Origin of the sequence: Paraglaciecola psychrophila 170, assembly GCF_000347635.1 — a bacterium.
In the GTDB taxonomy this organism is placed as follows: domain Bacteria; phylum Pseudomonadota; class Gammaproteobacteria; order Enterobacterales; family Alteromonadaceae; genus Paraglaciecola; species Paraglaciecola psychrophila.
Genome location: NC_020514.1, coordinates 4,515,179 through 4,540,211, shown reverse-complemented (window position 1 = coordinate 4,540,211; position 25,033 = coordinate 4,515,179). Strand labels below are relative to the sequence as shown.

Here is a 25,033-nt window from a genome sequence, read left to right as displayed (position 1 = left end):
ATGAATATGAATGACAATGAAAATGAAAATGGCAAAGTTAACCTTACTGTATCTGAATACACATATAGCCGGTCGGGTGTTGTCAACACTGAAAAAGGCGCCAAATATGTGCAGCGATTATGCAAACACTTTGCCCATAAAGTGCAAGCCCAATGGGAAGAGACACAAGGCAAAGTACAATTTGAAATGGGCACAGCTGATATGTTTGCCTCGACTGATTTATTAACACTGACTTGCAAAGCTAACAATGCAATCGATCTAGGCGATATTGTAGATACCATTGACCGACATTTTGAGCGTTTCGCTAAAGCCGACGAACTGGTATTGGAATGGCAGCAAATCTAGAAAAAAATTAATTAGGGTTAAATCAACGTTTTAGGCACCCATTAGACGATTGAACGAGCCACCCATAACAATTTGACTATTTTTGTCTGCACTAAGCTTTGATAACAGCAATTGAAATAGCACAAATTGAAAGGAGTCACTTATGCCCAAGCCTGGTTCATCTCAGGTCAGCCTTATTGATACCCCCTATTACCATTGCGTTTCACGTTGCGTTAGACACGCCTTTTTATGTGGTACGGCAGCCGCGCTACTGATAAATACTCTGGCACGAGTTACGAGCACAGACGGGCGTAGGTTGAAGACAAGGTATTGTGGTTATCGTCAGTATTTGCCGTTGGTATATGCGCCTATGCAGTGATGAGCAATCATCTGCATTTGGTGCTGTGTGTGGATAAAGATAAAGACAAAGCCATGTCTTGGTCAGATAAACAAGTGCTAGACCGTTGGCATCGGTTGCATAGAGGTACGTTACTGAGCCAGAAATTCATGCGTAATGAGTTGTTAAGCGAGAGTGAATGGATAAGCCTTAAAGAGACTATTACTGTATACCGTCAGCGTTTGTATGACATCAGTTGGTTGATGGCCAGTTTAAGTGAGCCTATTGCCAGGCAGGCCAATAAAGAAGACGGCTGTACAGGCAGGTTTTATTCGCTGCCATCCTTGGCGCTCACCCTTCGGGCCAGCTGAAGCGGTTCAAATTTTTTCCAGAAAAATTTGTGGGAAGGGCGTTTTAAATCTCAAGCCTGCTTTTATGACAAGAAGGGATGCTGCTGCAGTCTTGGAATAAAAGGGGTCGTAGTCAATTTAGTTGAAATGATTTTATTATGGGTGGCCTATTAAGTTGTATTAAGTTGTCTTTCCCAAAAGCTCAAATTTGAAAATAAAAGGGGTCAGAGTCATTTTAAATGAACTATCCTCCTATTTATTAATAAAAAAAGGCTGGTTTAATGGCGAGAAGACTACGAGTTTCTAGTGCAGGAGTGTCAGAGCACTTAATACAGAGAGGGAACAATCGTCAGGCGACATTTGCTTGTGAAGAGGATATGCAGGCTTATGTTGGTTGGCTCAAAACGTATTCTAAGAAATATAAAGTCAGTGTTCATGCATGGGTGCTGATGACCAATCATGTCCACATTTTATGTACGCCAAGTAGTAATGATGGTATTTCGCAGATGATGCAATCACTTGGGCGAATGTATGTGATGTATTTTAATCGAAGTTATAAACGAACAGGTACGTTATGGGAAGGGCGCTTTAAATCCTGTTTGGTGCAAGAAGAAACCTACCTAATGCAAGTTTATCGCTATATAGAGATGAACCCTGTAAGAGCCTCCATGGTTGATGAGCCAGCCGATTATTTTTGGTCAAGTTACCAATGTAATGCGCTTGGAAAGAAGAGTGACTTGTTAACACCTCATTCTATTTATACCCGTCTTGGTAGAAATGAACAGGAGCGCCAGTTAGCGTATCGAGGGTTGTTTGCACATCAAATCGAAGGTAAGTTGTTAGAAGATATCCGCCAAGCCACCAATAAGTAAACAATTAACAAGACACCCATGATAGCGAGCAACCAAAAAAATAGTTTTGAGATTTATTACGATGGGTGTCTTGTTAATTAGCTTTATTTGCATCCTTGCAAATTGACCTACAAAATCTCAAAAATGAGTAGCGGACATACATGTGAGAGTAGGGCAAAAGCAGTGGCTGTGACGCCAAAAGAGTTTTGTTGTGAATCTAATGGATTCACTATTTGGGCTGTTCTAATAAATTGTTATAAACAGTTGAAAATATCTGCTTTGCTTTTGTTTGGTAAAAATAGTAGGCTGGTTTGTATGAAAAATGTACTAAAGATAACTGCTTACTTTTGATGAATATGAATATGAATATGTATGGCAATTGATTTGGTGTTAGTAAACCTCGCGTTTAATTGGGTAAAGGAATTGTCATTTATATATGGTAATTCAATTCCTCATTTGATTTCTATTTTCAACGAACCTGACCTCGCAGGTTCAGCCATCTGACGCCAAATTGTGGCGCAGCAGTTGATAATCTTTAGCACTACAATGAAAATAAGGAGATGTTACTTATGACCTACCTTTACCCCTTTAAAACTACCGATGAAAAAACAAAATTAGCAGTATGGGCAAAAGGAAAAATAGTTCCTGATAAGGATGGGAAGCATTGGGACTCAGCTGAATGGAGATATGACATTTGTGGTAAATCCATAAAATACTCTGAGCATGGAAATACAAATTCAGATGTGGGGTGGGAACTAGACCATATAAAGCCAACTGTTAAAGGTGGTCCAAACACATTTGAAAACCTCCAGCCTCTCCAGTGGGAAAACAACAGAACAAAAAGTGATAATTATCCATGGTCGTGTCCTTAATACATACTGTTAAATATGCAGTGTTAACAAGCGGCATTCCGGCCACAAAAAAAACGTGGCCTTCACCTGACTCGCTAACGAACGCCGTTTAGCAGAGAGTTAGGCAACAAATAAATAATCAACCACGACACATCATGGAGAGTAAAAATGGGAACTAAGAAAACAATTTTTGTGGCTTTTGCAATTGAAGATGAAAAACAAAGAGATTTTTTGAAGGGGCAATCGCTAAACACTAATTCTCCTTTTGAATATATCGATATGTCAGTAAAAAATGCATATGACTCTGGCTGGAAAGAAAAGGTCCGTACTCGAATTAAACGTTCTGATGGTGTGATTGCACTTATTAGTAAAAACTCGTTAACGTCTAGTGGTCAAAAATGGGAGATAGCTTGTGCAAGGGAAGAAAAGAAAAAAGTACTAGGAATTTGGGCGTACACCGATGATAGGACGAATGTATTAGGCGTGAATACAAAAGTATGGACTTGGAAAGCAATCCAAGACTTTATCGATAGCCTTTAAGGAGTTATAGCACATGCGCAGAGCGCTAATTGTTGGGGTTAATTACTACGAGCACGGCGGCTCATTGCACGGTTGTGTGAATGATGCCCATGAAGTGAAAGCTGTGCTAGAGCGTCATGATGGTGGAGCTGTAAATTTTGATTGTCGTCTATTGACAGGTACAGGCCCAACTGACCGAGTCAATAGAGGTGAATTAAAAGATCAAATTGAAGAGCTGTTTAAAGCAGATGCGGATATTGCTTTGTTGTATTTTGCTGGGCATGGTCACATTGAAGCCACTGGTGGTTATTTATTAACAACGGATTCCAGTCGAGGAGATGAAGGTGTATCGTTATCTGAGATTCTTACTTTCGCGAATAATTCACCTGCAAAGAATAAGATAATTATTCTCGATAGTTGTCACTCTGGTATTGCGGGTACCCCGCCCGATGCAGGGCAGCTAGCCTCCTTATCTGAGGGGCTGACTGTATTAACGGCATCAACAAAAGACCAGTATGCAACTGAAGCAAATGGGCGGGGAGTTTTTACTACCTTACTCGTAGATGCGCTAAACGGTAGTGCCGCTAATCTTACGGGTGATATTACTCCTGGTAGTGTCTATGCGCACATTGACCAGTCCTTGGGGTCGTGGGAGCAGCGTCCGGTATTTAAAACCAATGTGAAGCAATTTGTTTCTTTAAGAAAATCAACTCCAGCTATAGCGATAGATGACTTAGTGAGAATTTTCGAATTCTTTCCTACTCCCGGATATTTTTTCCCGCTCGATCCGACATTTGAGCCGGAAATGAAGGGGCGCGATGCAGGTATGCCACCACCAGACCCAGAAAATACCCGTGTCTTTTCAATCCTTCAGCGTTTTAATCGCCTGAATTTACTAATTCCTGTAGATGTTCCACACATGTGGAATGCGGCAATGGAAAGTAAGTCCTGCAGACTTACAGTATTGGGAGAACACTACAGAAGATTGGTTGAAAAAAATCGTATATAGCGTGAAATAATTAACAAGACACCCATAATAACGAGCAGCAAAAAAATAGTTTTGCGATTTATTACGTTGGGTGTCTTTATAATTTCTGTCAGCTTATTTCGTATTTTTTTTGATCCTGCCCTTCCTGCACCTTCCAACATGCCGTTGCTGCATCTGGGTTTGGCTCATTGGAAATTTTAATAAACTCACCAGAAATCGAGAATACCTCAGCAATATCAGCTGAAGAAACTATCGGGGTCAGAACCTGAGGTATCCCCACAAATAGTCTAGGTAAAACAATGAGATAATTTAATGTTCTAGGGAACATTCATGACATTTGGTGATCCGATCATTCGCCAAAACTCACAAAGCATTGATGCCATGAATGTAAACTCCATATTGAACAATACCCTGTCACTTGTCACCCCAAATATGCACAAAGTTCGGCGAATAGCGTTGTCCGCTTGTGTTCATAGTTTACTCACAGGTAATTGTGCCACAGTGACGTCTATGGGCCGTGGCATCGACTCTAAGGCTCATGAAAAACATAGTATTAAGCGTGCGGATAGACTCTGCTCCAATACCAATCTAAGTGTTGAGTCTTACGCCATTTATGCCAGCATATGTAAACGGTTCGGGCGTATTTCCACTCGCCCAGTTATCTTAGTGGACTGGTCTGACTTAGATAAATATGGGCACCACTTTTTGCTTCGGGCTTCCTTGGCATTTGATGGTCGTTCCATCACGCTTTATCAGGAAGTACATAGCATAAAAACCAAAGAAAAAAGGGCTACCCACAATCGGTTTCTCACTAGGTTAAAAGCTCTAATGGGTGATAAGGTTAATCCCATTATCGTAACCGATGCAGAAGAACTATCGGGGTCGAACTATCGGGGTCAGAACAAAGTTAAATTAACTCTTACGCCACCACCTTCCTGCGGCGTACACAATAAATGGACGTGATTAGTCATCAACAAATTAACAAGACACCCATAATAGTGAGCAACCCCAAAAAATAGTTTTTGGGGTTATTACGATGGGTGTCTTTATAATTTGTGGCTCATTAAATAATTAACATGGCTGTCCTGTTAATTTTTGTGGTCAGGGTGAGCAGGCTTCTTTCAGCCTGTTAGGTTTGCCAGCTTCGCTGGGAAAAAAAAACACCTACCACGTTGGCAGGTGTTTATTGATGACACTCTTGTTTAAAAGCATGGCGACAACATTGGATTATATGGCTTCTCTTTCACATCGCTCAAGCAAATCATTATTGATGCTTAAGCTCGATGTTTTCGAAACCAACTTAAGATTATTTCTTAAAATGACGTGATACTAAACCCATTAGTCCTAATGCAAAAACAGCCAGTGTTGATGGTTCTGGAACATCATTTGTGACACTTTGTGACACTACATTAGTTCCATTGAATGCAGCAAGCTCTGATGCCACCTCCGCTGAGAACAAGTAAAAATTATTGCCTGGATTATTAAAGTTCACCACGCCACTGTCGGCTAATTCCTTCTTAAAGAAGAAAGCTACATAGTTTTCCGTTAGCCCGAATAGGTCTTCAAATACCCCGAGGTCATTAGTCGACACTTGGTTACCTAGGTATGTAAATCCAAAACCTTCGTTCCACTCATTTTCAGACAAATATCGATCGCTCCAAGTTTCAACTTTATTATAAGTTTGATAATCATTCTCAATGTTAGTTACGCCAAAAGCGGTGATGGTTAGCGCTTCGTCTAGTACGTTTACCTCGTATTCTACTCCCCAATCTCTTTGTACTTCAGTGATACTCACTTTTTCATTACTGCCTAATAATGTCACACAGCCTAACTCACAACTGGTATCTGGTGCTTCCTGTGCATTAGCGCTGCTGGCTATACCACCCAGCATAATGATGATGCTTAGTGTCATTGTTCTTAAATATTGACTGTTCATGTATTATTCTCTTTAATCCCTTCAAGACAATCTTGAAAGATAATTACCAAAAGTGATACGTCATACGTCACTAGTACATGCATTCTAATGCACTAAACAAGCCACAAAATAATATGTAGCAATTTCATATGGTTAGAATATCCATATGAAATGTAAACTTTGAGTCTGTAAAGTATCCCGACACATGAACGTACAAATAAGAAGCACATATTCAACCTGAGCTTCGGGTCAACTGGGGTCAGGGTTAACTTAAATTAACATCCTAGGCTATACTTCAATTTCGTCAATTTACATGTACATGGATGTAAATAAATGTCTAGATTGCCTCGGGTCAGCCCGGTAAATGTTCCTCAGCATATTATTCAACGCGGTAATAATCGCCAAGCATGCTTCGCCAGCGAGCAAGATTTCGCACGTTATGTAAACTGGTTAAAAGAATATTCCAAAAAATACTTCGTCGATATTCACGCCTGGGTATTGATGACCAATCACGTGCATTTACTGTGCACTCCGCGCATGAGCAATAGTATCAGTTTGATGATGCAATCCTTAGGCAGGCAGTATGTGCGTTATTTTAATGGTTGCTATGGGCGGTCAGGCACATTGTGGGAAGGCCGCTATAAGTCTTGCCTGGTGCAAGCCGAAGATTACCTTTTGCATCTCTATCGATATATAGAGCTTAACCCCGTTAGAGCAAACATGATTGAGGACCCTGCTGACTATCATTGGTCAAGCTATCAGATTAATGGCCTTGGAAAAGAGTCTGAGTTATGTACACCACACCCAATATATCTGGCGCTGCATAGCAATGCGATTCAACGCCAGGCAGCCTATCGCAGCTTATTCTCATCTTACATTGAAGGTCAATTACTTGAAGCTATTCGCGTCAACTCGAATAAGGGAATGGCCATCGGTAATGAGCAATTTAAGCAAGAGATAGAAGCCTTAACAGGCAGAAGAATGAAAGATAAAAAAATAGGCCGCCCAGCCAACCCACAAAAAAAGAAGCTAACTGAAATGTAGGCGTTAAGTTGACCCTGACCCAGTTTTGAAAAGCATAATGCACCCAAGCAGTACATATACAATTACTTTAACTCAGGTGGTTGCTCTATCCAAAATGCTTCTCCTTTAAGGGTACCTAAAAACGCTTTTAGCTGTAACCGCTCCTGCTCGCTTAAACCTAAGGTTCTAATATGCTCAGACAACGTTGCCGTAGGAATATTGTTACCTTTGTTAACTAGTTCACTATTTTGCCACCAGCCACTGTTGTACACATGCAGCAAAGTGTCTAGGTCTTTAATTAAGCCATTATGTAAATAAGGTGAAGTTTCAGCAAAACCGCGCAACCCAGGTGTTCTAAAAGCACCGACGTTTTCAGCCTGTTTGGTCACTCGATAACGTCCTTGAAACTCGCCCACATTATGAAAAGAAGAACCTAAGTGATGAAATTTACCGTCAGACAATAGATCACCATTATGGCAATTTGCACAGCGCGCTTTGGTCCGAAATAAATGTAACCCCTTAATTTCATCGTCTTTAAACGCTGCTCTTTCACCGCGCATAAACTTATCAAACGTAGTGTTTGTTAAGGTCACTTGGCGCATAAAAGTCGCGATCGCTTTACTAATATGTACTACTGAAACCTCTTTAGTACCAAAAGCTTCCTGAAACATAGGAGGATACCCTTTAATGGATGTAATACGTGCAACCGCTGTAGGCAAATGTGCTGCCATCTCTACTGGATTTTGCCAAGTTTCGATAATTTGTGCTTCTAGTGACTCTGCGCGACCGTTTCGATACACACTGTTGAGCCAAGCGCTATTAATAATGGAGGGTGTGTTCAGGTTGTGGAGCAAACGGTTGTGTCCAATTGCTTTGCGCTTACCATCAGCCCAGCCGAGCTCTGGATCATGGCAACTAGCACAAGACACTTGCTCTGATTGCGACATGCGTCGGTCAAAAAACAACTGGCGTCCCAATGTTTCTTTGGCTTTTGTGTATGGATTGTGATCAGGGAAATGCGCTTCTTTGGGAAGCGCCCCTAGAGGGCTAAAATCGACACCTTCATCAATGGTTGGCTTTGGCCAATGTTCTTGCGGGCCTCGGTAAGTATCGACAATTGATAGCGGTATTTTACTCACAACAGCGATTAATATAATAGCCAATAAACAAACAATCAGAGCGCCAATTTTACTCATTGGACACACGTGTATAAACAGTATCAAAGTCGGTCTTAAATCGATAAGTTACGTTTATATTCCAACTGAGTGTATAACTTTGATTTCGCACTTCATAAGTGTCTGACCCAGTTTTTTTATCACTGCCCGTTGAGTTTAAATGTTGAAACTCAGCGGTAAAGGTCAATGTTTCTGAAGCTTTTCGAGTAAACCCTGTTCTGCATTCGGTTAATAAGTCTTCGTCTGTATAAAATTCATTCCAGTTGTTTTTTGTTTTGCAGTGGCTAAGACCAAGCTCATTTTGTCTTGAATAAAAGTGTGTTTTTGCTTTTACTACGCCACCGATAGAGCTGACTTTAACGGCGCTGACTTCAACTACAGAAGTGTTAGCGTCGATAATTTTAATACTGTTGATAAAACGTGGGTCAATAAACACCGCCTGCGAATATCCTTCGATTGGTATGCAACTAGATATTTGCCTAGGAGGCACGTTTTTGGATTGCTTCAACAAAATATCGATACTAACGTTATCTAGATGAACGTTACTTTGATGAGACACAAGCGCCTCTTATAGACAACTCTGAGGGGCTTATATCACCTTGTTGGTTACTGATGCTGACCGCATCATTATTGCTAACCAATGGCAGTAAACTCGACACTTCACATGAATCAGAACGTTTATCTGTTCTGATTTTCATAAACAGTAGCGTATTTAGAACAGGTGTCTGCGTGCTAACTTTTAGCTTGATGACTTCAAACTCTTGGATGTCGATTGCTGATGATAGGCTGATAGATTGAGTCGATACATCTACGCTAGCGTAAGTAAATAATGTCGTTGAGCAGTTGGAGCACGTTAGTGGCGCAAATAGCGCTGAGGAAATTAAATTAATTTTTCCATGTGTTACCTTATGCATGCGCCTCTTTACGTTGATCGTAATCGTTCGCATTAAGAATAACATGGTGCTCTTATGAGTCAATAATCTTAATGATAATTATTCGCATTAAATTATATGACCACTACGGTGACACTACGAACCCAGAAAAGTATGCAAGGTGCGATACCCACTCAAAACACCCTACCGTGACGACACCAACGATGACCGGCGCAGTCATGTGATCTTTGAACCACTGGATTTTATTGCTCGTTTAGCGGCACTGGTGCCCAAACCCAGAGTTAATCTGACGTGTTTTCATGGTGTATGTGTGTGGAGTGGCATCCACGAGGTGACCTCCATCCAACAATCGGCTCCGCGTGACAATAACACCATCCTTACGAAATAAGGCTAAACAAGCATTGCCGACAGGGCAAGAAAAGTCACGGGAACAAAAGCAATCAGCCCAATGTAAGTATGGGTAAAGTTTCTTTCACTTTCTAAACTGAAGTAAGCACGTCAACTTGTTCTACGCCAATAAATAATCCGATAAAAGAAATCTGAATTTACTACAACGCTCATTTCCACGCTCTTGGGGTGGAATACAGGTTCAAACTTTAATACCAAGTGACACTGTGGGCTGACAACTCTCACACCAATATATTCGTCTACCATTGCGCTTCGCTTTTACAATAGGCTGCACGCAATGACGACAGGGCAAACCTTCGCGGTTAAAAGCCATAAAACGGACGCTTTCATAGCTGCCTTTTGTTTTAGCCAGTTTGTCGCTCAAAGTTGGTAGTAAGGTGTGCCCTTTTGTATCGTAGGCACGTTTACCAATAATTAACGTTTGCCTAGCAAGGCTCTCAATTTTTTTTGAGTCAAGTTGTTTGGGTTTAAAGTCAGGATGCACGCCAGCAGCAAATAAGATTTCAGTACGCAAGTAATTGCCAATTCCGGCGATAAAGTGCTGATCTAAATACAGTGCACTTAAACCTCTATTGCAGAAACGGCTATGCTGCAAGCGCTCGGCAACGACTTTCCAGCGTAGTTCACTGTTCAAAATATCAGGCCCAATTTTGCTCAAAAATGGATGTTGCACCAGTTCACTTTGATCATATACTGCGATATCGGAGGCGCTGTATAGCAAGGCACTTTTTTGTTTTGTATGCAAAGCCAAACGCAGGGAGCGATTAGTTTTGGGGAAATGACCACGCTTAGCTGTTTTCCAAACACCGTAAAGCTGATTGTGGGAATAAATGTGAACCATTAACCAAAATGTATTAACATGGCTTTGCCACGGGTTTTAAATTTTCAAACTTTAATTCCTTTAAGTTTTTGTGAAGGTTCAAGAAGGCGAGGCAAACCTACTTCAATATCTTCGATTACTTTGCCTTCAATGATCTTTGCTATTTTATCAGCGGCAATGCGTATTTCAGGACCTTCTGGCATATTGATTCCTTTAATAGTTTAAAAAGATAAGCACAATTAACAACGCACAATTAACAAGACACCCATAATAACGAGCAGCAAAAAAATAGTTTTGCGATTTATTACGATGGGTGTCTTTATAATTTCTGTCAGCTTATTTCGTATTTTTTTGATCCTGCCCTTCCTGCACCTTTTAACATGCCGTTGCTGCATCTGGGTTTGGCTCATTGGAAATTTTAATAAACTCACCAGAAATCGAGAATACCTCAGCAATATCAGCTGAAGTGAAATACTTATAGCAAGCAATATCTCCCGATATAGGTAGTGATCCCCCTGTCATCGAATAGTGAGTAACGATTTTTTCAGCAATAGCCATGCGATGTTTCTCTTGACCGGCATTAATCACGAAAGGTAATAAACGTAACCGTCGTTGGTTCTTGCATAGCCCCATGGTAACAAAATTAACAAGACACCCATGATAACGAGCAGCCAAAAAAATAGTTTTGCGATTTATTATGATGGGTGTCTTGTTAATTCGTTGTTAATTCGCACTGAGTTATCCTCACAAAAGCAGTTTCGCAGGCGATTCTTGGGATTCGGTTCACAAACTGCCTCTTGTTGGTTTTTTTCGCAGGAGGTTGCTGGGAATATTGCAACGTAAAAGACTTCGAATATACAGGGACTAATATCCTCAGCGCAACGAGGTTAAATAGGTAAACTGCCTCTTAAATCTCTGAGGAATTTGTTACACTGAACCTTTTGGACAGGAAACAAAGATGCTAAAACTCCACGGATTCTCTTCCAGTAATTACTACAACGTACCCAAGCTCGCCCTGCTTGAAAAAGGCCTACCGTTTGAAGAGGTCGTGTCCTATACCGGCGTCGGTCCGAAATACAGGCCTGAGTATCTGCAAAAGAGCCCCTTGGGCAAAGTGCCTTGCGTTGAGACACCGGAAGGCTTTATCAGCGAGTCCCGGGCGATCTTTGAATACATCGAGCGAGCGCATCCAGAACCTTCTCTATTACCCGACACGCCGTTTGGTGTTGCCAAAGTACAGGAGTTCTCGCAGTTCATAGAGCTGTATTTTGAGCTGGTGGCACGCCGATTGATTCCGAACTTGCTAAGCGGCAGACAAGCTGATCCGGCGGTGCTTAAGGAAGTAGAATCAGGTCTTACTAAAGCAGCCGCTGCGCTGCCGACATTATCCAGCTTTGAAACCTTTGCTTATGGCGATCAGTTTACGCTGGCCGATATAGCCGCGATCCTGAACTTACCCGTCGTCCGCGACGTGGGTAACCGGTTCTTTAACAAAGATCCCTTGGCTGCAGTGCCCGGCCTGAGCGACTACTGCGCACGCATGGAAGAGCGACCCCACGTCAAAACCATCCGCGCCGATGCCGCAGCTGACAGGCCGGGTTTTATGGCACATTTGAAGGAACTCTACGGGATTTAACTGAAACTGGGGTCCAATTTCGTCAATTTACATGGATGTAAAAAGAAACTATTGAGGTCAGAGCAAAGTTAAATTAACTCTTACGCCAACGGTCATTCTTTATGGGTGGAAGTGCTCGAAGATGAGTAGATGCGTCAGTTGATGTATATGGGGGAAGCAGGGCGCGTAAGCGGTTGATCTGGCTACTGCCGAAAATTTCTCAGATGCTTTACAGGCCGGCTTAGCGGGTAAGATTGCTCAAATAAAACGTCAATATGATACGTGACCCTTTTCTTGATGTTTACAATAAATAACTAGCACGCCCACCCCCAAAAAATCTGAGACAACCAAGTGAAGACAATAAACCACAGACAAAAACCTTTACAATCCCCAATATTAATTTTGCCTTACGGCAAAAATTTTTCTGTCATTACTCATATTTAACGTGAAGATTGTACTAAAAGCTGAATGCAAGCGGTTAACTTAAGCCGTAAAGCTTAGAAAGCACAACACAACAAAAACAGCGTAAAATACTTTTTACCAAAACAGATGCTCGGATAAACCATGGATACAGTAGAACTTAGTAAGCTTACAGGCTCAACGATTGGGCATTATCAACACAATGCTACGGATTATCGAAACGGCACTTGGGGCCACGATGTTAGCCAAAATAGAGCGGCCTTGGTGGCAGCGTTGGGAGATAAGACACCTTGTCGCATCCTCGATTTTGGATGCGGCCCCGGCAGAGATCTGCTTGCGTTTAAAGCACTAGGTATAGAAGCTGTTGGGCTAGATGGCTCCGAAGAATTTTGTAATATGGCACGCGAAGCTTCTGGTTGTCAGGTGTTACAGCAAAATTTCATCAGCTTAAATTTAATGGCAGCTACTTATGATGGCATTTTCGCTAACGCATCTTTATTTCATGTGCCGACCCAAGAACTGCCAAGAGTACTACGCGAGCTTAACGCTGCTTTAAAACCCAAGGGCATTTTGTTGACTTCTAATCCTCGCGGTAATGATGAGCAGAGCCTGCAAGGTGAGCGTTTTGGCGCCTATCACAGCCCCGACACATGGACCGCATTGTTACAACAAGCCCAGTTTGAGCCGATAGAACATTATTATCGACCTAAAGGGTTACCTCGGCATCAGCAGCCTTGGTTCGTTTCTGTTTGGCGTAAAAAATAACTGGGTTAAAACAGGGGGCAGGGTCAACTTAAATAAGTATCGGGGTCTAAGTATCGGGGTCGGAACCACATTAAATTATCTTTTTTCGGCATCCGAGCGACTACTTGGTGGCATATGATCGGCTCAAACGAGCAGGATATTGCTAAATGGATGAATACTGCTATTCCAGCGCTTTATTCCAGCGCTTGAGTGGGAAAAACCAATTGAATTACTGCTGAAAGAGGATGGTGAGAATGTTGTTTTGTGGATTGCTTATAAAAATGAAATATGGTGATTTTTAAAAAACATTGTTCATCGCACGCTTCTGAGTCCGCTCGTTAACTTGACAGTACCGAATGCAGCCATTGATGCCATGATTGCGAATGAACAGCGGAGCGTTATAAGGCTCTAATACGCAAATAAATCCTGGGGGAAACGCCTATACTAAATTCACAGGGTATGGGCGTGACAACCGACCAAGCTTCTCTGCTATGTGTGATTTTATTTCGCGTTTCATACCATCAGGGCATTGCGATGCATTGATTATGTATTCATATGCACCCTCCACTGCGCTACAAAGCTGCTTTATTAGCTTTTTAGTTGCGGAATTAGAAAGTCCTATTTGCTGACCAAATTTAATAAAGTCATAGCCGGTATAGTGACCGTACTGTTCGTATGCCTCAGAAAACACCGCTTCCAATTCACTGTTAAGTAAACTTAACGACAAGTCATCACCATAGTACTTAGGATAGGGGGCGACTGATAACACATCGTAAACAGGCGTAAAATTTGTCATGAAATGCGACTGTGAATTTGGCTTTCTAAATAAAGAGAGATTCTTTAGGTGTAAATTATTGTTGCCCACGATATAGGCGAATAGCACTTGCCTAAAGCCATTTAATGTCACGCCACGATTTTGACCGCTAACGGTGAACAGCGTATTGAGCGTATCTTCATAAGACAATGCATCACTGCCTTTATTGACAGGGGCGACTAAACATAGACTGGCCGCATCTTCGATGAAAAGACGCGTTGCGTCCTTTAGTATGTCAAAGCGTTTGGTTAAATAGGCCAGCTCACCACTTTCAAAGGGTACAAGCGCATTTTGCGCAATATCAAAGCCAACAACTTTGGCAAGTTGCATAATACAATGTTCGTTTTCGGGTAGATGAGGAAAATTATCTGGTGCGGGTTTAACAATGAATTGCCCGTTTTTCTTAACTGGCACCAGCATCCCATCGTTCAGCGACATTAATAATTTTTTTTGAGCTCCAGACACGGAATTGCCCTCTGTGTATTCAGGCGCTAAATCATTAAACGTTTGTGCGTCACCTTGCACGCGAAGGCCATTCTTAGGAAGTTGACTAATACCAAACATGGTTTTGAGGAAGTAACTGCTATAGGGCGACTCATTTCCTTTTGGGCTTAAAGATATCGTGCCCAGACGTTGACTCATTGCTGCATATCCTTGTTTTCAGGCTGAACTGATATTGCGCCAATCAGATCGCCACCATTGGCCAGTAGCAATCCAAAATCATCGCGTTTATCTAATCTTGCTTTGCTTGCTTGAAAGACTCTTACCCAACCCTCGGAGACTAAGTTGGTGAAAAATGGATGCAGCACATCATACAGATAAGGCTCATTCGTTAAGGGGAAGTGGTAGCCTATAGGCATGCCACCTTGAATGATGTAATCACCGTCATACTCAAACGTATACTTTTGTGCGCCGGTTTTTTCTTTGTATTCAGTTAATAGGCCTGCCAGCTTGCCATTGGCAAAGACACGCCCTTGTCGGCTTATATTACTCATCAGCAGATTTACGTGAAATAGTCAGTGTCATGCCCATAGCATCCAGTAGTGCAAGGACAGTGGATACCTTTGAGTTAGTTGGGTCACTGGTCATGGTTGATATCGTATTGGAAGTCACGCCACTAAGTAAAGCGAGCGTTTCATTGTTCGATTTATTGGTTTGTTTGTATTCTTTCGCAATTTTACCGAGCTGCTGGATACCACCCATCGTCTCACGCTGATCCATTGCAGCAATGAGTTTGCGCTGAAGCTCAGACAAGGCGCTAAATGTTTGAGCCTCATAACTTGCTAGCAATCTTTCAACACTGTTATCTGTAGACATATTTCACTCTGCGCTTGGGTAAATTTGTATTGAAGATAACAATAACTAAATGCAGCGTGGTATACAATGTATAATAACAAGTATATTTGTTAATTTTTGTACTTTGCACTATAAAAACAACGCACGCTTGGTTATTGGGCGATTTAAAGGTACTGTCAAGTTAACGAGTGAAAACTGGGGTCAGGGTCTGAGGTATCCCCACGAAATAAACAGGTAAGTAATTTAAAAATAATTTGGAACATTCATGGTACTTGGTGATCAGATCAATCGCCAAACATCACTAAAGATCAATACCATGAATGAAGTTGTTATTTTGAAGAAGTTCCTTTCAGCTGTCACGCCTAAAATGCATAAAGTTAGACGAGCAGCATTAGCGAGCAGCGTTAGCAGTTTGCTAAACGGGGCTAAAGCCAGTGTAACCGGCATGGTACGTGGAATTTCATCTTCAGCATATGAAAAGCATCGCATCAAACAAGCTGACCGCTTATTGTCTAACAAACATATTCTCAATGAAACACTCTCTATTTATCGCACCATATATAAGCAGTTTGCAAGCGCTTCGTTACGCCCCATTATTCTGATTGATTGGTCTGATTTGGATACGCACAAAGGCTGCTTTTTGCTACGAGCATCCGTCGCTTTTAAGGGCCGAGGGTCGCTATATATCAAGAAGTTCATGATATGAGTACGAAAGAAAAACGCTGCACACATAAGCCATTTCTGGCTAAATTGAACAGTATTATAGATGAGAATGCTCAACCCATTATTGTCACCGATGCTGGCTATAAAACAACCTGATTTAAATATGTTATCGCATTGGGGTGGGATTTTGCAGGAAGAGTCCGCAAACCTATGATGTATGTTAATCAGAAAGATGATTGGGAGCATACTTCTGAGTTGTATAAGCGAGCTACCAGTCAACCCATAGGGTTCGCTAGCCATATTTGTCGCAACCAACCTTTAGCATGTACCTTGGTGCTATTTAAAGGCAAAAACAAAGGACGGCATAGCTTAACGCGACATAACATTCCTAGGCAATCTAAGTGTTCAAAGGTCGATGCAAGAGACGCTACAGACCCCTGGTTAATTGCAACGTCACTTCCTCGAAGCAAGTCTTTAGGTAAAAAGATAGTGGCTATTTATCGACTGCGTATGCAAATTGAAGAAGAGTTTAGGGATATCAAAAGTAGTTTATTCGGACTGGGTTTTGAACATCATAAAAGCCAAAGCGTACAACGTATTGCAATACTTATCCTCATCGCCACACTCGCCAGTATTCTGGCTAACATTATAGGTTTAGCTATATTAATGGCTGGTTTACACCGTCGTTATCAAGCGAATACAGTTAAAACAAGGCGAGTATTATCGTTTCATTATTTGGGCTTACGAGGCTTCGTAGATAAGCGTTTCACGCTGCTCTGTGAGCAATATGAAGCAGCAGTATTAAATCTCAGAACTATTATTGCAGACAACTTTAATGGTTGAATATTCGTGGGGATCCCTCAGGGTCAGGGTCAACTTAAATTAACATCCTAAATCCTACATGCTTCGGCGACGAGCAAGGTTTAGTAACTATCGGGGTTAACTATCGGGTTCAGAGCAAAGTTAAATTAATTCTTACGCCATCCAAGTTTCCTGCCTGGCGGTAATGTATGTAAGCGTCTACCTATTAGTGATGTCAGTTCGCTTTTAAATCTATCATTACCTAAGGCCATACCTGAGTTAGTGGCGGCCCTAATTTCTTCTAACAATTCCCCCTCGACATGGCTAGTAAATAAACGACGGTAGGTGGCTTGGCGCTCGGTATCATTAATACCTAACGCGGTGTATAAACAATGTGGTGTGCATAGATTTGAAACCTTACCTAATGCATTTATCTGATAACTAGACCAAACATATTCAGAAGGTTGTGCCACCATCAAGGCCCTAGTTGGTTTAGCTCAATGTAACGATAAAGATGAATTAAGTAGGCTTCACCTTCCACGAGGCAAGATTTAAAGCGCCCTTCCCACAGTGTTCCCGTTCTTTTATAGCTGTGATTAAAGTATCTGACATAATGCCTACCCAAAGCTTGCATCATTCGACTAACACCACCTGCTTCGTGCGGCGTACACAATAAATGGACGTGATTAGTCATCAATACCCAAGCGTGAATATCAACTTTGCACTTAACAGAAAACTCTTTTAACCAACCCACATAAGCAAAAAAATACTTGTTCACTACCCAAACAAGTTTGACGGTTATTACTCCGTTGAATAATATGCTGTGCAATACCAATCGGGCAGATGCGAGGCAAACGATTAATAGGATGTCCTTATCTTTGAGTTAAGTAATCAACAAGTATAACCTATGCGTCATTTAACGTTGTTCTTGTATCTGCCCCCTTTTATATTGAAATAGAAAAACAGCAAAATTCTACTGCAGACAAAATGAAATAGTCCGTTCAAGTGTGGCATACATAACGATTACAAATATACCCATCGTAAATATGATCAAATAACTCTGAAAGGATTCTGGGGCCAGAGCTCGCGTTTTGCTTTTTATTTCCGTTGACTAAGTTTGTACATGAAATTTTTTGGAGAGAAAAAGGCAAGACCTAGATGACTCGTTGTATTTTGTCATTCTGTACTCCTTATTATTTATTTGGTACACATAGTTGAATTGATAATTTCATTTATTCAATTCAACTACTTTCAACGAACATGACCTCGCAGGTCCTTGGTGGAAAAGTAGAGTGGCCCTGCGTGAGTTAAACGATAACGTCTGATTCCTCCTGCGGTCCAACGCTAAAGACTCCTTTGTAGCGGACAATTTCTGAAGCTGGCCCCATTGCTTTATTGGGGTTGTCGGACAGTTTTACGGTTGGTTTTCCATTGGCAGAAACAGCTTTACAGACCAACGAAAAAGGCGATAACGCATCGTTGGACACAAGTCCTCTAAAGTCATTAGTCAGTAAGGTGCCCCAGCCAAACGATACGCGAACGCGACCTGCAAACTGTTGTTGTAGTTCGATAATTTTATGAACATCAAGGCCATCAGAAAAAATCACTAGCTTCTGCCTAGGATCTTCACCGCACGACTTCCACCAATTGATCGCCATCTCAGCACCTGTAGCAGGATCGCCGCTGTCGACGCGAATACCTGTCCAACTTGCCAACCAAGCAGGTGCTTCTTCTAGGAAGCCTTTGGTTCCATAAGTGTCTGGCAGGATCACGCGAAGATTGCCGTCGTATTCGTCCTGCCAGTTGGCTAGGACTTTGTAAGGCGCTTCGCGCAGCGTGGCGTCGTCTTCGGCTAAGGCTGAATAAACCATGGGCAATTCGTGGGCATTTGTTCCAATAGCTTCAAGTTCACGGCACATAGCAATCTTGCAGTTAGAGGTACCAACAAACTTGTCTTTAAGACCCTCTTGCATGGCTTGTACACACCAGTCTTGCCAAAGGTACGAGTGACGGCGGCGCGTGCCAAAGTCAGCGATCCGTAGGTCGGAAACATCACGTAGCGTCTCAACTTTTTGCCAAACCTTGGTCATAGCACGAGCATAAAGTACCTGAAGTTCGAATTTTCCCATATCTTTAAGCACCGCACGACTGCGCAACTCCATCATCACTGCTAAGGCAGGAACTTCCCACAGCATTACCTCCGCCCACGAGCCCTCAAAAGTCAGCTCGTATTGGCCATCACGTTTTTCAAGGTGGTAGGGTGGTAAACGTAGAGCTTCAAACCACTCCATAAAATCAGAACGAAACATCTGGCGTTTGCCGTAAAACATGTTGCCTCGTAGCCAAGTGCTTTCGCCCCTTGTCAAAGATAGCGATCGGATATGATCCAACTGCTCGCGCAATTGCCCCTCGTCAATTAGCTCGGCCAGTTTGATATGTTTAGACCGGTTGATAAGGCTAAAGGTCACCTGCGTGTCAGCATTGTTTCGGAAAACAGATTGACACATTAATAATTTGTAGAAATCAGTATCAATCAGCGATCGGACAATCGGATCGGTCTTCCACTGTCGATTCCAAGCTTGAGTAGCAATATCAACCATATTTAAGCTTCACTCCGGCAGCACGCATCTGTAAAAGCGCGGCCTCAAGTGACCCGTTTATATCGATACCGCGGCAGGCTGTCATATCGACGGTGACTCTGAAGCCTAATCTGGCCGCATCGATCGCAGAATAGGCAATGCAAAAATCGGTGGCTAGACCAACGATAGTGACCGTATTTATTCCGCGCGAATGCAAGTAGCCTTCAAGTCCTGTGGCGGTTGTTTTATCATTCTCAAAAAATGCAGAATAACTGTCAATCTTTGGGCGGAATCCTTTACGGATGACCAGATCAGCGTTCTCAGTTTTAAGACCGTCGTGAAAGGATGCGCCATCTGTGCCTTGAATGCAGTGATCGGGCCACAAAATCTGAGGGCCGTAGGGCATATCGATTATGTCATAAGCCGATTTTTCATCATATGACGAAGCGAACGAAGTATGACCTGCGGGGTGCCAGTCTTGCGTCAAGATGCCCGCAGAAAAGTCGGATAACAGAGCATTTATGGGCTCGATGATGGCGTCTCCATCTATTACGGCTAACGCGCCTTTTGGGCAGAAATCATTCTGAACATCAACGACGATCAGCGCCTCATTGGCTGGTCGCATAATAAACCTCTCTTGGCCTTGAATACCTAAAGTATGACTAGATCTGAGGGTAAACATTATATCTGTTCTATGCAACAGAGTTTAATAAACCCTGTTGCATAGAACAGATTGTAATTTAGTTTATAAAACAACTGTATTTACATTGACTGGCGCGTTCGGCGTTATTAAAACTCACCTCATTGGCGTCTAGTCGATATAGACCATACACATCAGACTTCTTCGTAAGCAAAAAAACTTCATTTGAGTTACCGCATGGGGCCATTGTATTGATTGGCTTTTCTGTTCAAGAAAATATAATTTTTGGTAACACGTTGTATATAAATTTAGGCTGCTAAATTGCTACAAATTAAATATACCAGCATATTCATACGTGAGCATTCGACACCTTGACTTATACCTCAAGTCGACACATTTATTGCTAACTCTATTTGCGTAGGAATAGAAGTGTTAGACATAGTTTTACGACTAGATCGATCGAAACCTACGATGCTGCGTAAGGATAAACCTTAATTAAAAAAACTAATTAGCTTGTTAATTCTGGTATTTGTAGTGAGGTTTTCGTTTCTACTACTTCTGAACTTTTCAAATCTCCAATCAACAAGCTTCTAGGAGACCATTAATGACTTTTAAATATTTACCAGCCAACAAATTAGCACTTAGCCTTGCAGTTGCCAGTGCACTAAGTACCTCCTATGCGCGAGGTGATGTTGCTAAGCAAGGTCAACAAGTGGAAGAAAGTATTGAAGTGATTTCAGTGACTGGTACACGCCGCAGTTTGCGCAGTGTAGCCGAAAGTACAGTTCCTGTTGATATTATTACTAGTGCTGACATGTCCAGTACAGGCCAGCTTGAAATCAGCCAAGTGCTTGCAAACCAAATACCCAGCTTTAACTACCCTAGTGCCACTATTGCTGATGGCACGGACCATGCTCGCCCAGCTGTTTTACGCGGCCTAGCACCTGATCATACTTTGGTACTTATTAATGGCAAGCGCCGCCATTCAGGCGCACTCTTAAATCTTGCTGGTGTGGTTGGCCGTGGTTCGACCTCGGTTGATTTAAACATGATCCCAACCTCAGCAATTAAGCGTGTTGAAGTACTGCGCGATGGTGCAGCGGCCCAATACGGCTCTGATGCGATTGCTGGTGTAATTAACCTTGTATTAAAAGACGCCTCCGAAGGCGGAAGCATTAGTTTGACTTATGGTCAATATGACAGCCAAATGGCTGGTGCACCCAACTTAAAAAGTACCTATGTTGATTCAAATGGCAATCTGGGCTTCAATCTAGGTGATGACCGCAAAGTAAACGATGGTAGCACACGAACAATCAGTGCTAATTCTGGCTTTTCCCTTGCTGACAAAGGCTTTGTTAATGTATCCATTGAGTATCGTGATAACGACTCAACTCAACGCTCTGGTTTCGACCCACGTGAACAATATAACCGCTTAGACGATGGTAGTTTAGATCCACGCGAACTAACCATTAACCGCTACAATCACCGCTTTGGTAAAGCTGACTTAGAAGACTACGCACTATTTTATAACATGGGTTACGATTTAGGCGACGGCCTAAACTTATATTCTTTTGGTAGCTACTCAAATCGCGAAGGTAACTCAGGTGGTTTTTATCGCCGCGCAAAAGACAATCGTAACGTAGAATCACTTTATCCAAACGGTTTTTTACCACAAATCGAAACTGAGGTAGAGGACTACTCATTAGCACTAGGTTTAGATGGCGAAACAGACAATTGGACATGGGACGTAAGCAGTAATTATGGCCGTAACGACTTTGCATTAGGTGTAGTAAATAGCTTAAACACCTCACTAGGGGGTGGCAGTCAAACCGAATTTGATAACGGTGCCTTGGTCTATGACCAATGGATAGTGAATGCAGATGCAAATACATCATTTGATTTTGGCCTACCCGACAACGTGTTTTTTACTATAGGCGCTGAGTACCGTCGTGAAAGCTACAAAATTGAGCAAGGTGAAGAAGCGTCTTACATTACAGCGTTAGATGCTAACGGTAATCCTGTTGCATCGGGCGGCGCGCAGGTACTTTCAGGATTTGGTCCAGAAAGCGTAACCGATAAAAGTCGTTATAATGTGTCTGTATTTACTGAATTCGACGCCTACATTACTGAAAATTGGAATGTTGTTTTTGCAAATCGTTACGAGGACTATAGTGACTTTGGAGACACGCTGACTTCAAAATTAGCATCACGTTATATAATTACCGCAAACCTATCTCTTCGTGGTGCTATTAGCACAGGGTTTCGCGCGCCTTCACTTGCGCAAAATTCGTATCGTCAAATTTCAACGGTACTTGAAAACAGCCAGCCATTTGAAGTGGGTTTATTCCCCACCGATGCGTCTGCAGCAAAAGCGCTGGGTGCTAAAAAGTTAGACGCAGAAAACTCAGTTAACCTAACCGCAGGTTTTATGTACACCCAAGATAGCTTTAGCCTGACAGTTGATGCATATCGGATTGATATTGATGACCGTGTTGTATTATCTGAAAACTTAACAGGTTCTGCAGTCAAACAAATCTTAGAAAATGCAGGTGAGTTAAACACCGAAAGTGTGCGTTACTTTACTAACGCCATTGACTCGCGCACTCAAGGTGTAGACATCGTTGCAAGCTTCACACTTGAGTTAAATGATCTAGGCGACGTGCGTTTAAACGCTGCAGCAAATTTTAATGATACCGAAGTAACAAATATCGACGACAATCCGGCGCAACTTAACTCACTCGGTGATGAATACGTAGTATTTGCACGTCGTGAAGTAGGTCGTTTTGAAGAAGGCACACCTGATAGCAAATGGAACTTATCTGCAGTTTGGAGTTTTAACGAATGGCAAACTACGTTGCGCGCGACGCGTTACGGTGAAGTTGCTGATATTTCAACAACCGCTGATCGTGATGAATACTTGGATACTAAATGGATCACGGATCTAGAGATTGCTTACAGGCCAGACGCGTTCTGGAAGCTTGCGGTAGGTGCAAACAACGTGTTTGATCAATATCCCCAAGCTACAGTCGATAACATTGGCTATTCAAACTTTAGCCAAATATTCCCTTACACAGCCTATAACCCATACAGCCTAGATGGTCGCTTTTTATATGGTAATATAACTTATAGTTTTTAATCTATTATTTATATAATTAAGCATCCCTTAGATTCAGCATTAAAAAGGATGCCTAATGCATCCTTCTTAATGCTCTTTATGCGATTTTTTTGTCGCGGGGTCTGGGGCAAGTCTTGTGTTTTGCTTTTTATATATACTTTGACCAAGTTTATACACATAAAGTTTTTAAGTGCAAAAGACAAGACTTGACCCAGCCGTGCTGTTCAAAAAAACCGACTCCATCGATTGAAAAAGCAGATTATAAACAAAGGTTACACTCCCATCTCGATAGATTTTTTAGTTGTAAAACTGCTCCCTATTGAAGCGATAATGACCAAACCTACCTGCCGGGTCGGGTTCGTTGAAACGTAAAAGCTATTTAATTTTTGATGCGTTAAACGCCTTGGACCTGCTATAAATCTTTGGGGGTTTAATAAAGAGAAAAACTAAAAGCTCGCTGCACGCCATCTTCCTAAGGGTTTTGACTCTAATCCCTCCTAATAAGTTATTTTTTCTTCTGCAGCTAATAAATGTAAACGCTTTAATTTGGTCAATCTCACCATCATCCCTAATGATCAGCACCCAATCTCGACTTCTAGACAATTGCTGCAGCATTGTTCTACCTTCCGCCGTCCATGGGAGTCGCTTGTCGAAATGTTCAACTGGGCGAATCTGTGCTTCTAAAAAAACCAGTTTCACCCATGCCATGTGCCCCAAGAGCAAGCCATTTTTTGCTGAAACACTAAAGGCGGAAAAGCAGTGTCGAAGCCACCAAAGCGTTTATCGGCGCAGACTATTTTCTTGCCCTCTTACGATGTGTGGCCTTGTAGTTATTTTCTGCACTCATTGCTTAACCATTTAATATCAATCGCTCTGGCACTATCGATTAGCCCTATCGATTACTGTTTGAGTTTCGCCGAACTTATAGTCGTTTGATGGAAATGAGTCGTTAATCCGCAATAGTTGGGTAATGGCTAAAATACTGCTGGGTAAATTCGATAAAGGCTGTTAAGCGAGCAGATTGATGAATGAGCTGTGGATGGATCATGTAAATCGACAGGCTTTGCGGCATATCGTCTGCAAAAATAACGGTTAATTTACCATTTTTAAGTTCAGTCTCAACTAGGTATTCTGGTACTCGAACAATGCCTGCTCCTTTTAGTGCTAAGCCTTTTAGAAAATGATTGTCGTTAATTTCTAAGCGACCATTTACCTCAACACTGCCGCTATTAAACAACCACTGTGGTTGGTCTTTACCTTTTAAACATTGATGGTTAATTAATTCATGGATTGTTGCAGGTGTGCCAAAACGTTCAAAATATGTGGGTGATGCACAGCAACGATGTTGATAGGCAAATAACTTTTTTGCTAGCATATTTTCTGGTGGTTGATTGGTTGCGCGAAATGCTAAATCAAAGTTACTGGTATTAAGATCATGCGGTTTGTAACTACTCTCAATAGAAAAACTAACTGCTGGGTGAGTTTGGGTGAACTCTGTAAAAATATCTAACAGGTAACGTTCACTGAATAATGCTGGTGCGGTTACTTTTATTAACCCTTCAATAATAAGGCCTTCGCGTTCAACGTTACGTTCCAAGTTTAAAATGTCGTGGCGAATTTTATGCATACTATCTAGCACACGGGCTCCGGCTGTGGTTAACCGGACACTTCTGGTGGAGCGGATCAGTAAGGCTAATCCCATCTCTTTTTCTAATTGGCGAACTTGCGAAGATAAATGTCCACGAGAAATATCTAATTGTTGCGCGGCTTTGGTAAAACTAAGGTGTTGAGCTACCTCACTAAATAACATTAAACGTTCCAGTTTTTTATGTTCTTTCATCAGTTATTGCCATGTCCAAAAGCCTCTATTGTATTTTATAGTAAACAATGAA

29 protein-coding genes and 1 pseudogene are annotated in these 25,033 nt (G+C 41.9%); 14 read left to right on the top strand and 16 right to left on the bottom strand.

What is annotated here, in order from left to right; all coding sequences use genetic code 11:
* From C427_RS19885 to C427_RS19860, 6 genes are all read left to right on the top strand, one after another.
* Entirely contained in the window at positions 1-345 is a 345-nt protein-coding gene (locus C427_RS19885) for a DUF2218 domain-containing protein (protein ID WP_007642365.1), read from the top strand.
* A gap of 309 nt (positions 346-654) precedes the next feature.
* Positions 655-1,032 (top strand): hypothetical protein, encoded by a 378-nt coding sequence (locus C427_RS26050; RefSeq protein WP_015431241.1) that lies wholly within the window; start codon positions 655-657, stop codon positions 1,030-1,032.
* 260 nt (positions 1,033-1,292) lie between these two features.
* Positions 1,293-1,883 carry a transposase gene (locus tag C427_RS19875; protein ID WP_007642360.1) on the top strand — a complete coding sequence of 197 codons (591 nt, stop codon included), beginning with the start codon at positions 1,293-1,295 and terminating at the stop codon, positions 1,881-1,883.
* Positions 1,884-2,431: 548 nt separating this feature from the next.
* Positions 2,432-2,734, top strand: coding sequence for an HNH endonuclease (locus C427_RS19870; RefSeq protein WP_034900174.1), 303 nt, complete (start codon positions 2,432-2,434; stop codon positions 2,732-2,734).
* A 147-nt stretch (positions 2,735-2,881) separates the two neighbouring features.
* Complete coding sequence (locus tag C427_RS19865; RefSeq protein WP_007642358.1) at positions 2,882-3,253, top strand: TIR domain-containing protein; 372 nt, start codon at positions 2,882-2,884, stop codon at positions 3,251-3,253.
* Between the two features lie 13 nt (positions 3,254-3,266).
* Positions 3,267-4,241, top strand: a complete 975-nt coding sequence (locus C427_RS19860) for a caspase family protein (protein WP_007642357.1) — start codon at positions 3,267-3,269, stop codon at positions 4,239-4,241.
* An 88-nt stretch (positions 4,242-4,329) separates the two neighbouring features.
* On the opposite strand, the gene C427_RS19855 is transcribed toward C427_RS19860, so the two are convergent.
* Positions 4,330-4,548, bottom strand: coding sequence for a hypothetical protein (locus C427_RS19855; protein WP_007642356.1), 219 nt, complete (start codon positions 4,546-4,548; stop codon positions 4,330-4,332).
* 2 nt (positions 4,549-4,550) lie between these two features.
* Here C427_RS19855 and C427_RS25675 point away from each other — a divergent pair, with 2 nt between their 5' ends.
* Complete coding sequence (locus C427_RS25675; protein ID WP_007642355.1) at positions 4,551-5,183, top strand: hypothetical protein; 633 nt, start codon at positions 4,551-4,553, stop codon at positions 5,181-5,183.
* Positions 5,184-5,526: 343 nt separating this feature from the next.
* Here C427_RS25675 and C427_RS19845 read toward each other — a convergent pair whose 3' ends face one another.
* Positions 5,527-6,156 carry a PEP-CTERM sorting domain-containing protein gene (locus C427_RS19845; protein WP_007642348.1) on the bottom strand — a complete coding sequence of 210 codons (630 nt, stop codon included), beginning with the start codon at positions 6,154-6,156 and terminating at the stop codon, positions 5,527-5,529.
* Positions 6,157-6,468: 312 nt separating this feature from the next.
* On the opposite strand from C427_RS19845, the gene C427_RS19840 reads away from it, so the two are divergent.
* Positions 6,469-7,179 (top strand): transposase, encoded by a 711-nt coding sequence (locus C427_RS19840; RefSeq protein WP_007642346.1) that lies wholly within the window; start codon positions 6,469-6,471, stop codon positions 7,177-7,179.
* Positions 7,180-7,241: 62 nt separating this feature from the next.
* On the opposite strand, the gene C427_RS19835 is transcribed toward C427_RS19840, so the two are convergent.
* From C427_RS19835 to C427_RS19825, 3 genes are read right to left on the bottom strand one after another with little or no spacing between them, the layout of a single operon-like run.
* Positions 7,242-8,354: a cytochrome-c peroxidase gene (locus tag C427_RS19835; RefSeq protein ID WP_007642344.1), complete on the bottom strand. Its 1,113-nt coding sequence runs from the start codon at positions 8,352-8,354 to the stop codon at positions 7,242-7,244.
* Positions 8,347-8,892, bottom strand: coding sequence for a hypothetical protein (locus C427_RS19830; RefSeq protein ID WP_226991265.1), 546 nt, complete (start codon positions 8,890-8,892; stop codon positions 8,347-8,349). The genes C427_RS19835 and C427_RS19830 overlap by 8 nt, the downstream gene beginning before the upstream one ends.
* The gene (locus tag C427_RS19825; protein ID WP_034900171.1) at positions 8,876-9,247 is read right to left on the bottom strand and encodes a hypothetical protein; all 372 of its coding nucleotides are present in this window, start codon (positions 9,245-9,247) and stop codon (positions 8,876-8,878) included. Before C427_RS19825 ends, C427_RS19830 begins: the two co-directional genes overlap by 17 nt.
* A gap of 136 nt (positions 9,248-9,383) precedes the next feature.
* Between C427_RS19825 and C427_RS25220 the strand changes: the two are divergent.
* Positions 9,384-9,533, top strand: a pseudogene (locus C427_RS25220) (transposase); the annotation flags it as partial.
* Positions 9,534-9,815: 282 nt separating this feature from the next.
* Here C427_RS25220 and C427_RS19820 read toward each other — a convergent pair.
* From C427_RS19820 to C427_RS19815, 3 genes are all read right to left on the bottom strand, one after another.
* Positions 9,816-10,475, bottom strand: a complete 660-nt coding sequence (locus C427_RS19820) for an endonuclease VIII (RefSeq protein ID WP_015431239.1) — start codon at positions 10,473-10,475, stop codon at positions 9,816-9,818.
* A gap of 44 nt (positions 10,476-10,519) precedes the next feature.
* A complete protein-coding gene (locus C427_RS27885) occupies positions 10,520-10,657 on the bottom strand; it encodes an endonuclease VIII (protein ID WP_015431238.1) in 138 nt (45 codons plus the stop codon).
* A gap of 172 nt (positions 10,658-10,829) precedes the next feature.
* The gene (locus tag C427_RS19815) at positions 10,830-11,012 is read right to left on the bottom strand and encodes a hypothetical protein (protein WP_007642334.1); all 183 of its coding nucleotides are present in this window, start codon (positions 11,010-11,012) and stop codon (positions 10,830-10,832) included.
* A 400-nt stretch (positions 11,013-11,412) separates the two neighbouring features.
* On the opposite strand from C427_RS19815, the gene C427_RS19810 reads away from it, so the two are divergent.
* Both C427_RS19810 and C427_RS19805 read left to right on the top strand, forming a co-directional pair.
* Positions 11,413-12,090, top strand: a complete 678-nt coding sequence (locus C427_RS19810) for a glutathione S-transferase family protein (RefSeq protein WP_007642327.1) — start codon at positions 11,413-11,415, stop codon at positions 12,088-12,090.
* 543 nt (positions 12,091-12,633) lie between these two features.
* The gene (locus C427_RS19805; protein WP_007642324.1) at positions 12,634-13,254 is read left to right on the top strand and encodes a class I SAM-dependent DNA methyltransferase; all 621 of its coding nucleotides are present in this window, start codon (positions 12,634-12,636) and stop codon (positions 13,252-13,254) included.
* Between the two features lie 418 nt (positions 13,255-13,672).
* Here the strand turns inward: C427_RS19805 and C427_RS19800 are convergent, their stop codons facing one another.
* The 3 genes from C427_RS19800 to C427_RS19790 are packed head-to-tail and all read right to left on the bottom strand — an operon-like array spanning position 13,673 to position 15,364.
* Positions 13,673-14,689, bottom strand: a complete 1,017-nt coding sequence (locus C427_RS19800) for a type II toxin-antitoxin system HipA family toxin (RefSeq protein ID WP_007642322.1) — start codon at positions 14,687-14,689, stop codon at positions 13,673-13,675.
* The gene (locus tag C427_RS19795; protein ID WP_007642321.1) at positions 14,686-15,042 is read right to left on the bottom strand and encodes a HipA N-terminal domain-containing protein; all 357 of its coding nucleotides are present in this window, start codon (positions 15,040-15,042) and stop codon (positions 14,686-14,688) included. The genes C427_RS19800 and C427_RS19795 overlap by 4 nt, the downstream gene beginning before the upstream one ends.
* A complete protein-coding gene (locus C427_RS19790) occupies positions 15,035-15,364 on the bottom strand; it encodes a hypothetical protein (protein WP_007642320.1) in 330 nt (109 codons plus the stop codon). The genes C427_RS19795 and C427_RS19790 overlap by 8 nt, the downstream gene beginning before the upstream one ends.
* Positions 15,365-15,659: 295 nt before the next feature.
* Between C427_RS19790 and C427_RS27880 the strand changes: the two genes are divergently transcribed.
* Positions 15,660-16,049: a hypothetical protein gene (locus C427_RS27880; protein ID WP_007636064.1), complete on the top strand. Its 390-nt coding sequence runs from the start codon at positions 15,660-15,662 to the stop codon at positions 16,047-16,049.
* Positions 16,050-16,216: 167 nt separating this feature from the next.
* The gene (locus C427_RS27875) at positions 16,217-16,849 is read left to right on the top strand and encodes a transposase (RefSeq protein WP_015431237.1); all 633 of its coding nucleotides are present in this window, start codon (positions 16,217-16,219) and stop codon (positions 16,847-16,849) included.
* Between the two features lie 125 nt (positions 16,850-16,974).
* On the opposite strand, the gene C427_RS27870 is transcribed toward C427_RS27875, so the two are convergent.
* From C427_RS27870 to pncA, 4 genes are all read right to left on the bottom strand, one after another.
* Positions 16,975-17,283 (bottom strand): hypothetical protein, encoded by a 309-nt coding sequence (locus C427_RS27870; RefSeq protein WP_015431236.1) that lies wholly within the window; start codon positions 17,281-17,283, stop codon positions 16,975-16,977.
* Complete coding sequence (locus C427_RS27865; protein WP_015431235.1) at positions 17,283-17,585, bottom strand: transposase; 303 nt, start codon at positions 17,583-17,585, stop codon at positions 17,283-17,285. Before C427_RS27865 ends, C427_RS27870 begins: the two co-directional genes overlap by 1 nt.
* A gap of 529 nt (positions 17,586-18,114) precedes the next feature.
* Complete coding sequence (gene pncB / locus C427_RS19770; RefSeq protein WP_007639683.1) at positions 18,115-19,407, bottom strand: nicotinate phosphoribosyltransferase; 1,293 nt, start codon at positions 19,405-19,407, stop codon at positions 18,115-18,117.
* Complete coding sequence (pncA, locus tag C427_RS19765; protein ID WP_007639684.1) at positions 19,400-20,011, bottom strand: bifunctional nicotinamidase/pyrazinamidase; 612 nt, start codon at positions 20,009-20,011, stop codon at positions 19,400-19,402. Before pncA ends, pncB begins: the two co-directional genes overlap by 8 nt.
* A gap of 619 nt (positions 20,012-20,630) precedes the next feature.
* Between pncA and C427_RS19760 the strand changes: the two genes are divergently transcribed.
* The gene (locus C427_RS19760; protein WP_007639688.1) at positions 20,631-23,162 is read left to right on the top strand and encodes a TonB-dependent receptor plug domain-containing protein; all 2,532 of its coding nucleotides are present in this window, start codon (positions 20,631-20,633) and stop codon (positions 23,160-23,162) included.
* A gap of 928 nt (positions 23,163-24,090) precedes the next feature.
* Here the strand turns inward: C427_RS19760 and C427_RS19750 are convergent.
* The gene (locus C427_RS19750) at positions 24,091-24,981 is read right to left on the bottom strand and encodes a LysR family transcriptional regulator (RefSeq protein ID WP_007639693.1); all 891 of its coding nucleotides are present in this window, start codon (positions 24,979-24,981) and stop codon (positions 24,091-24,093) included.
* Positions 24,982-25,033 lie beyond the last annotated feature (52 nt).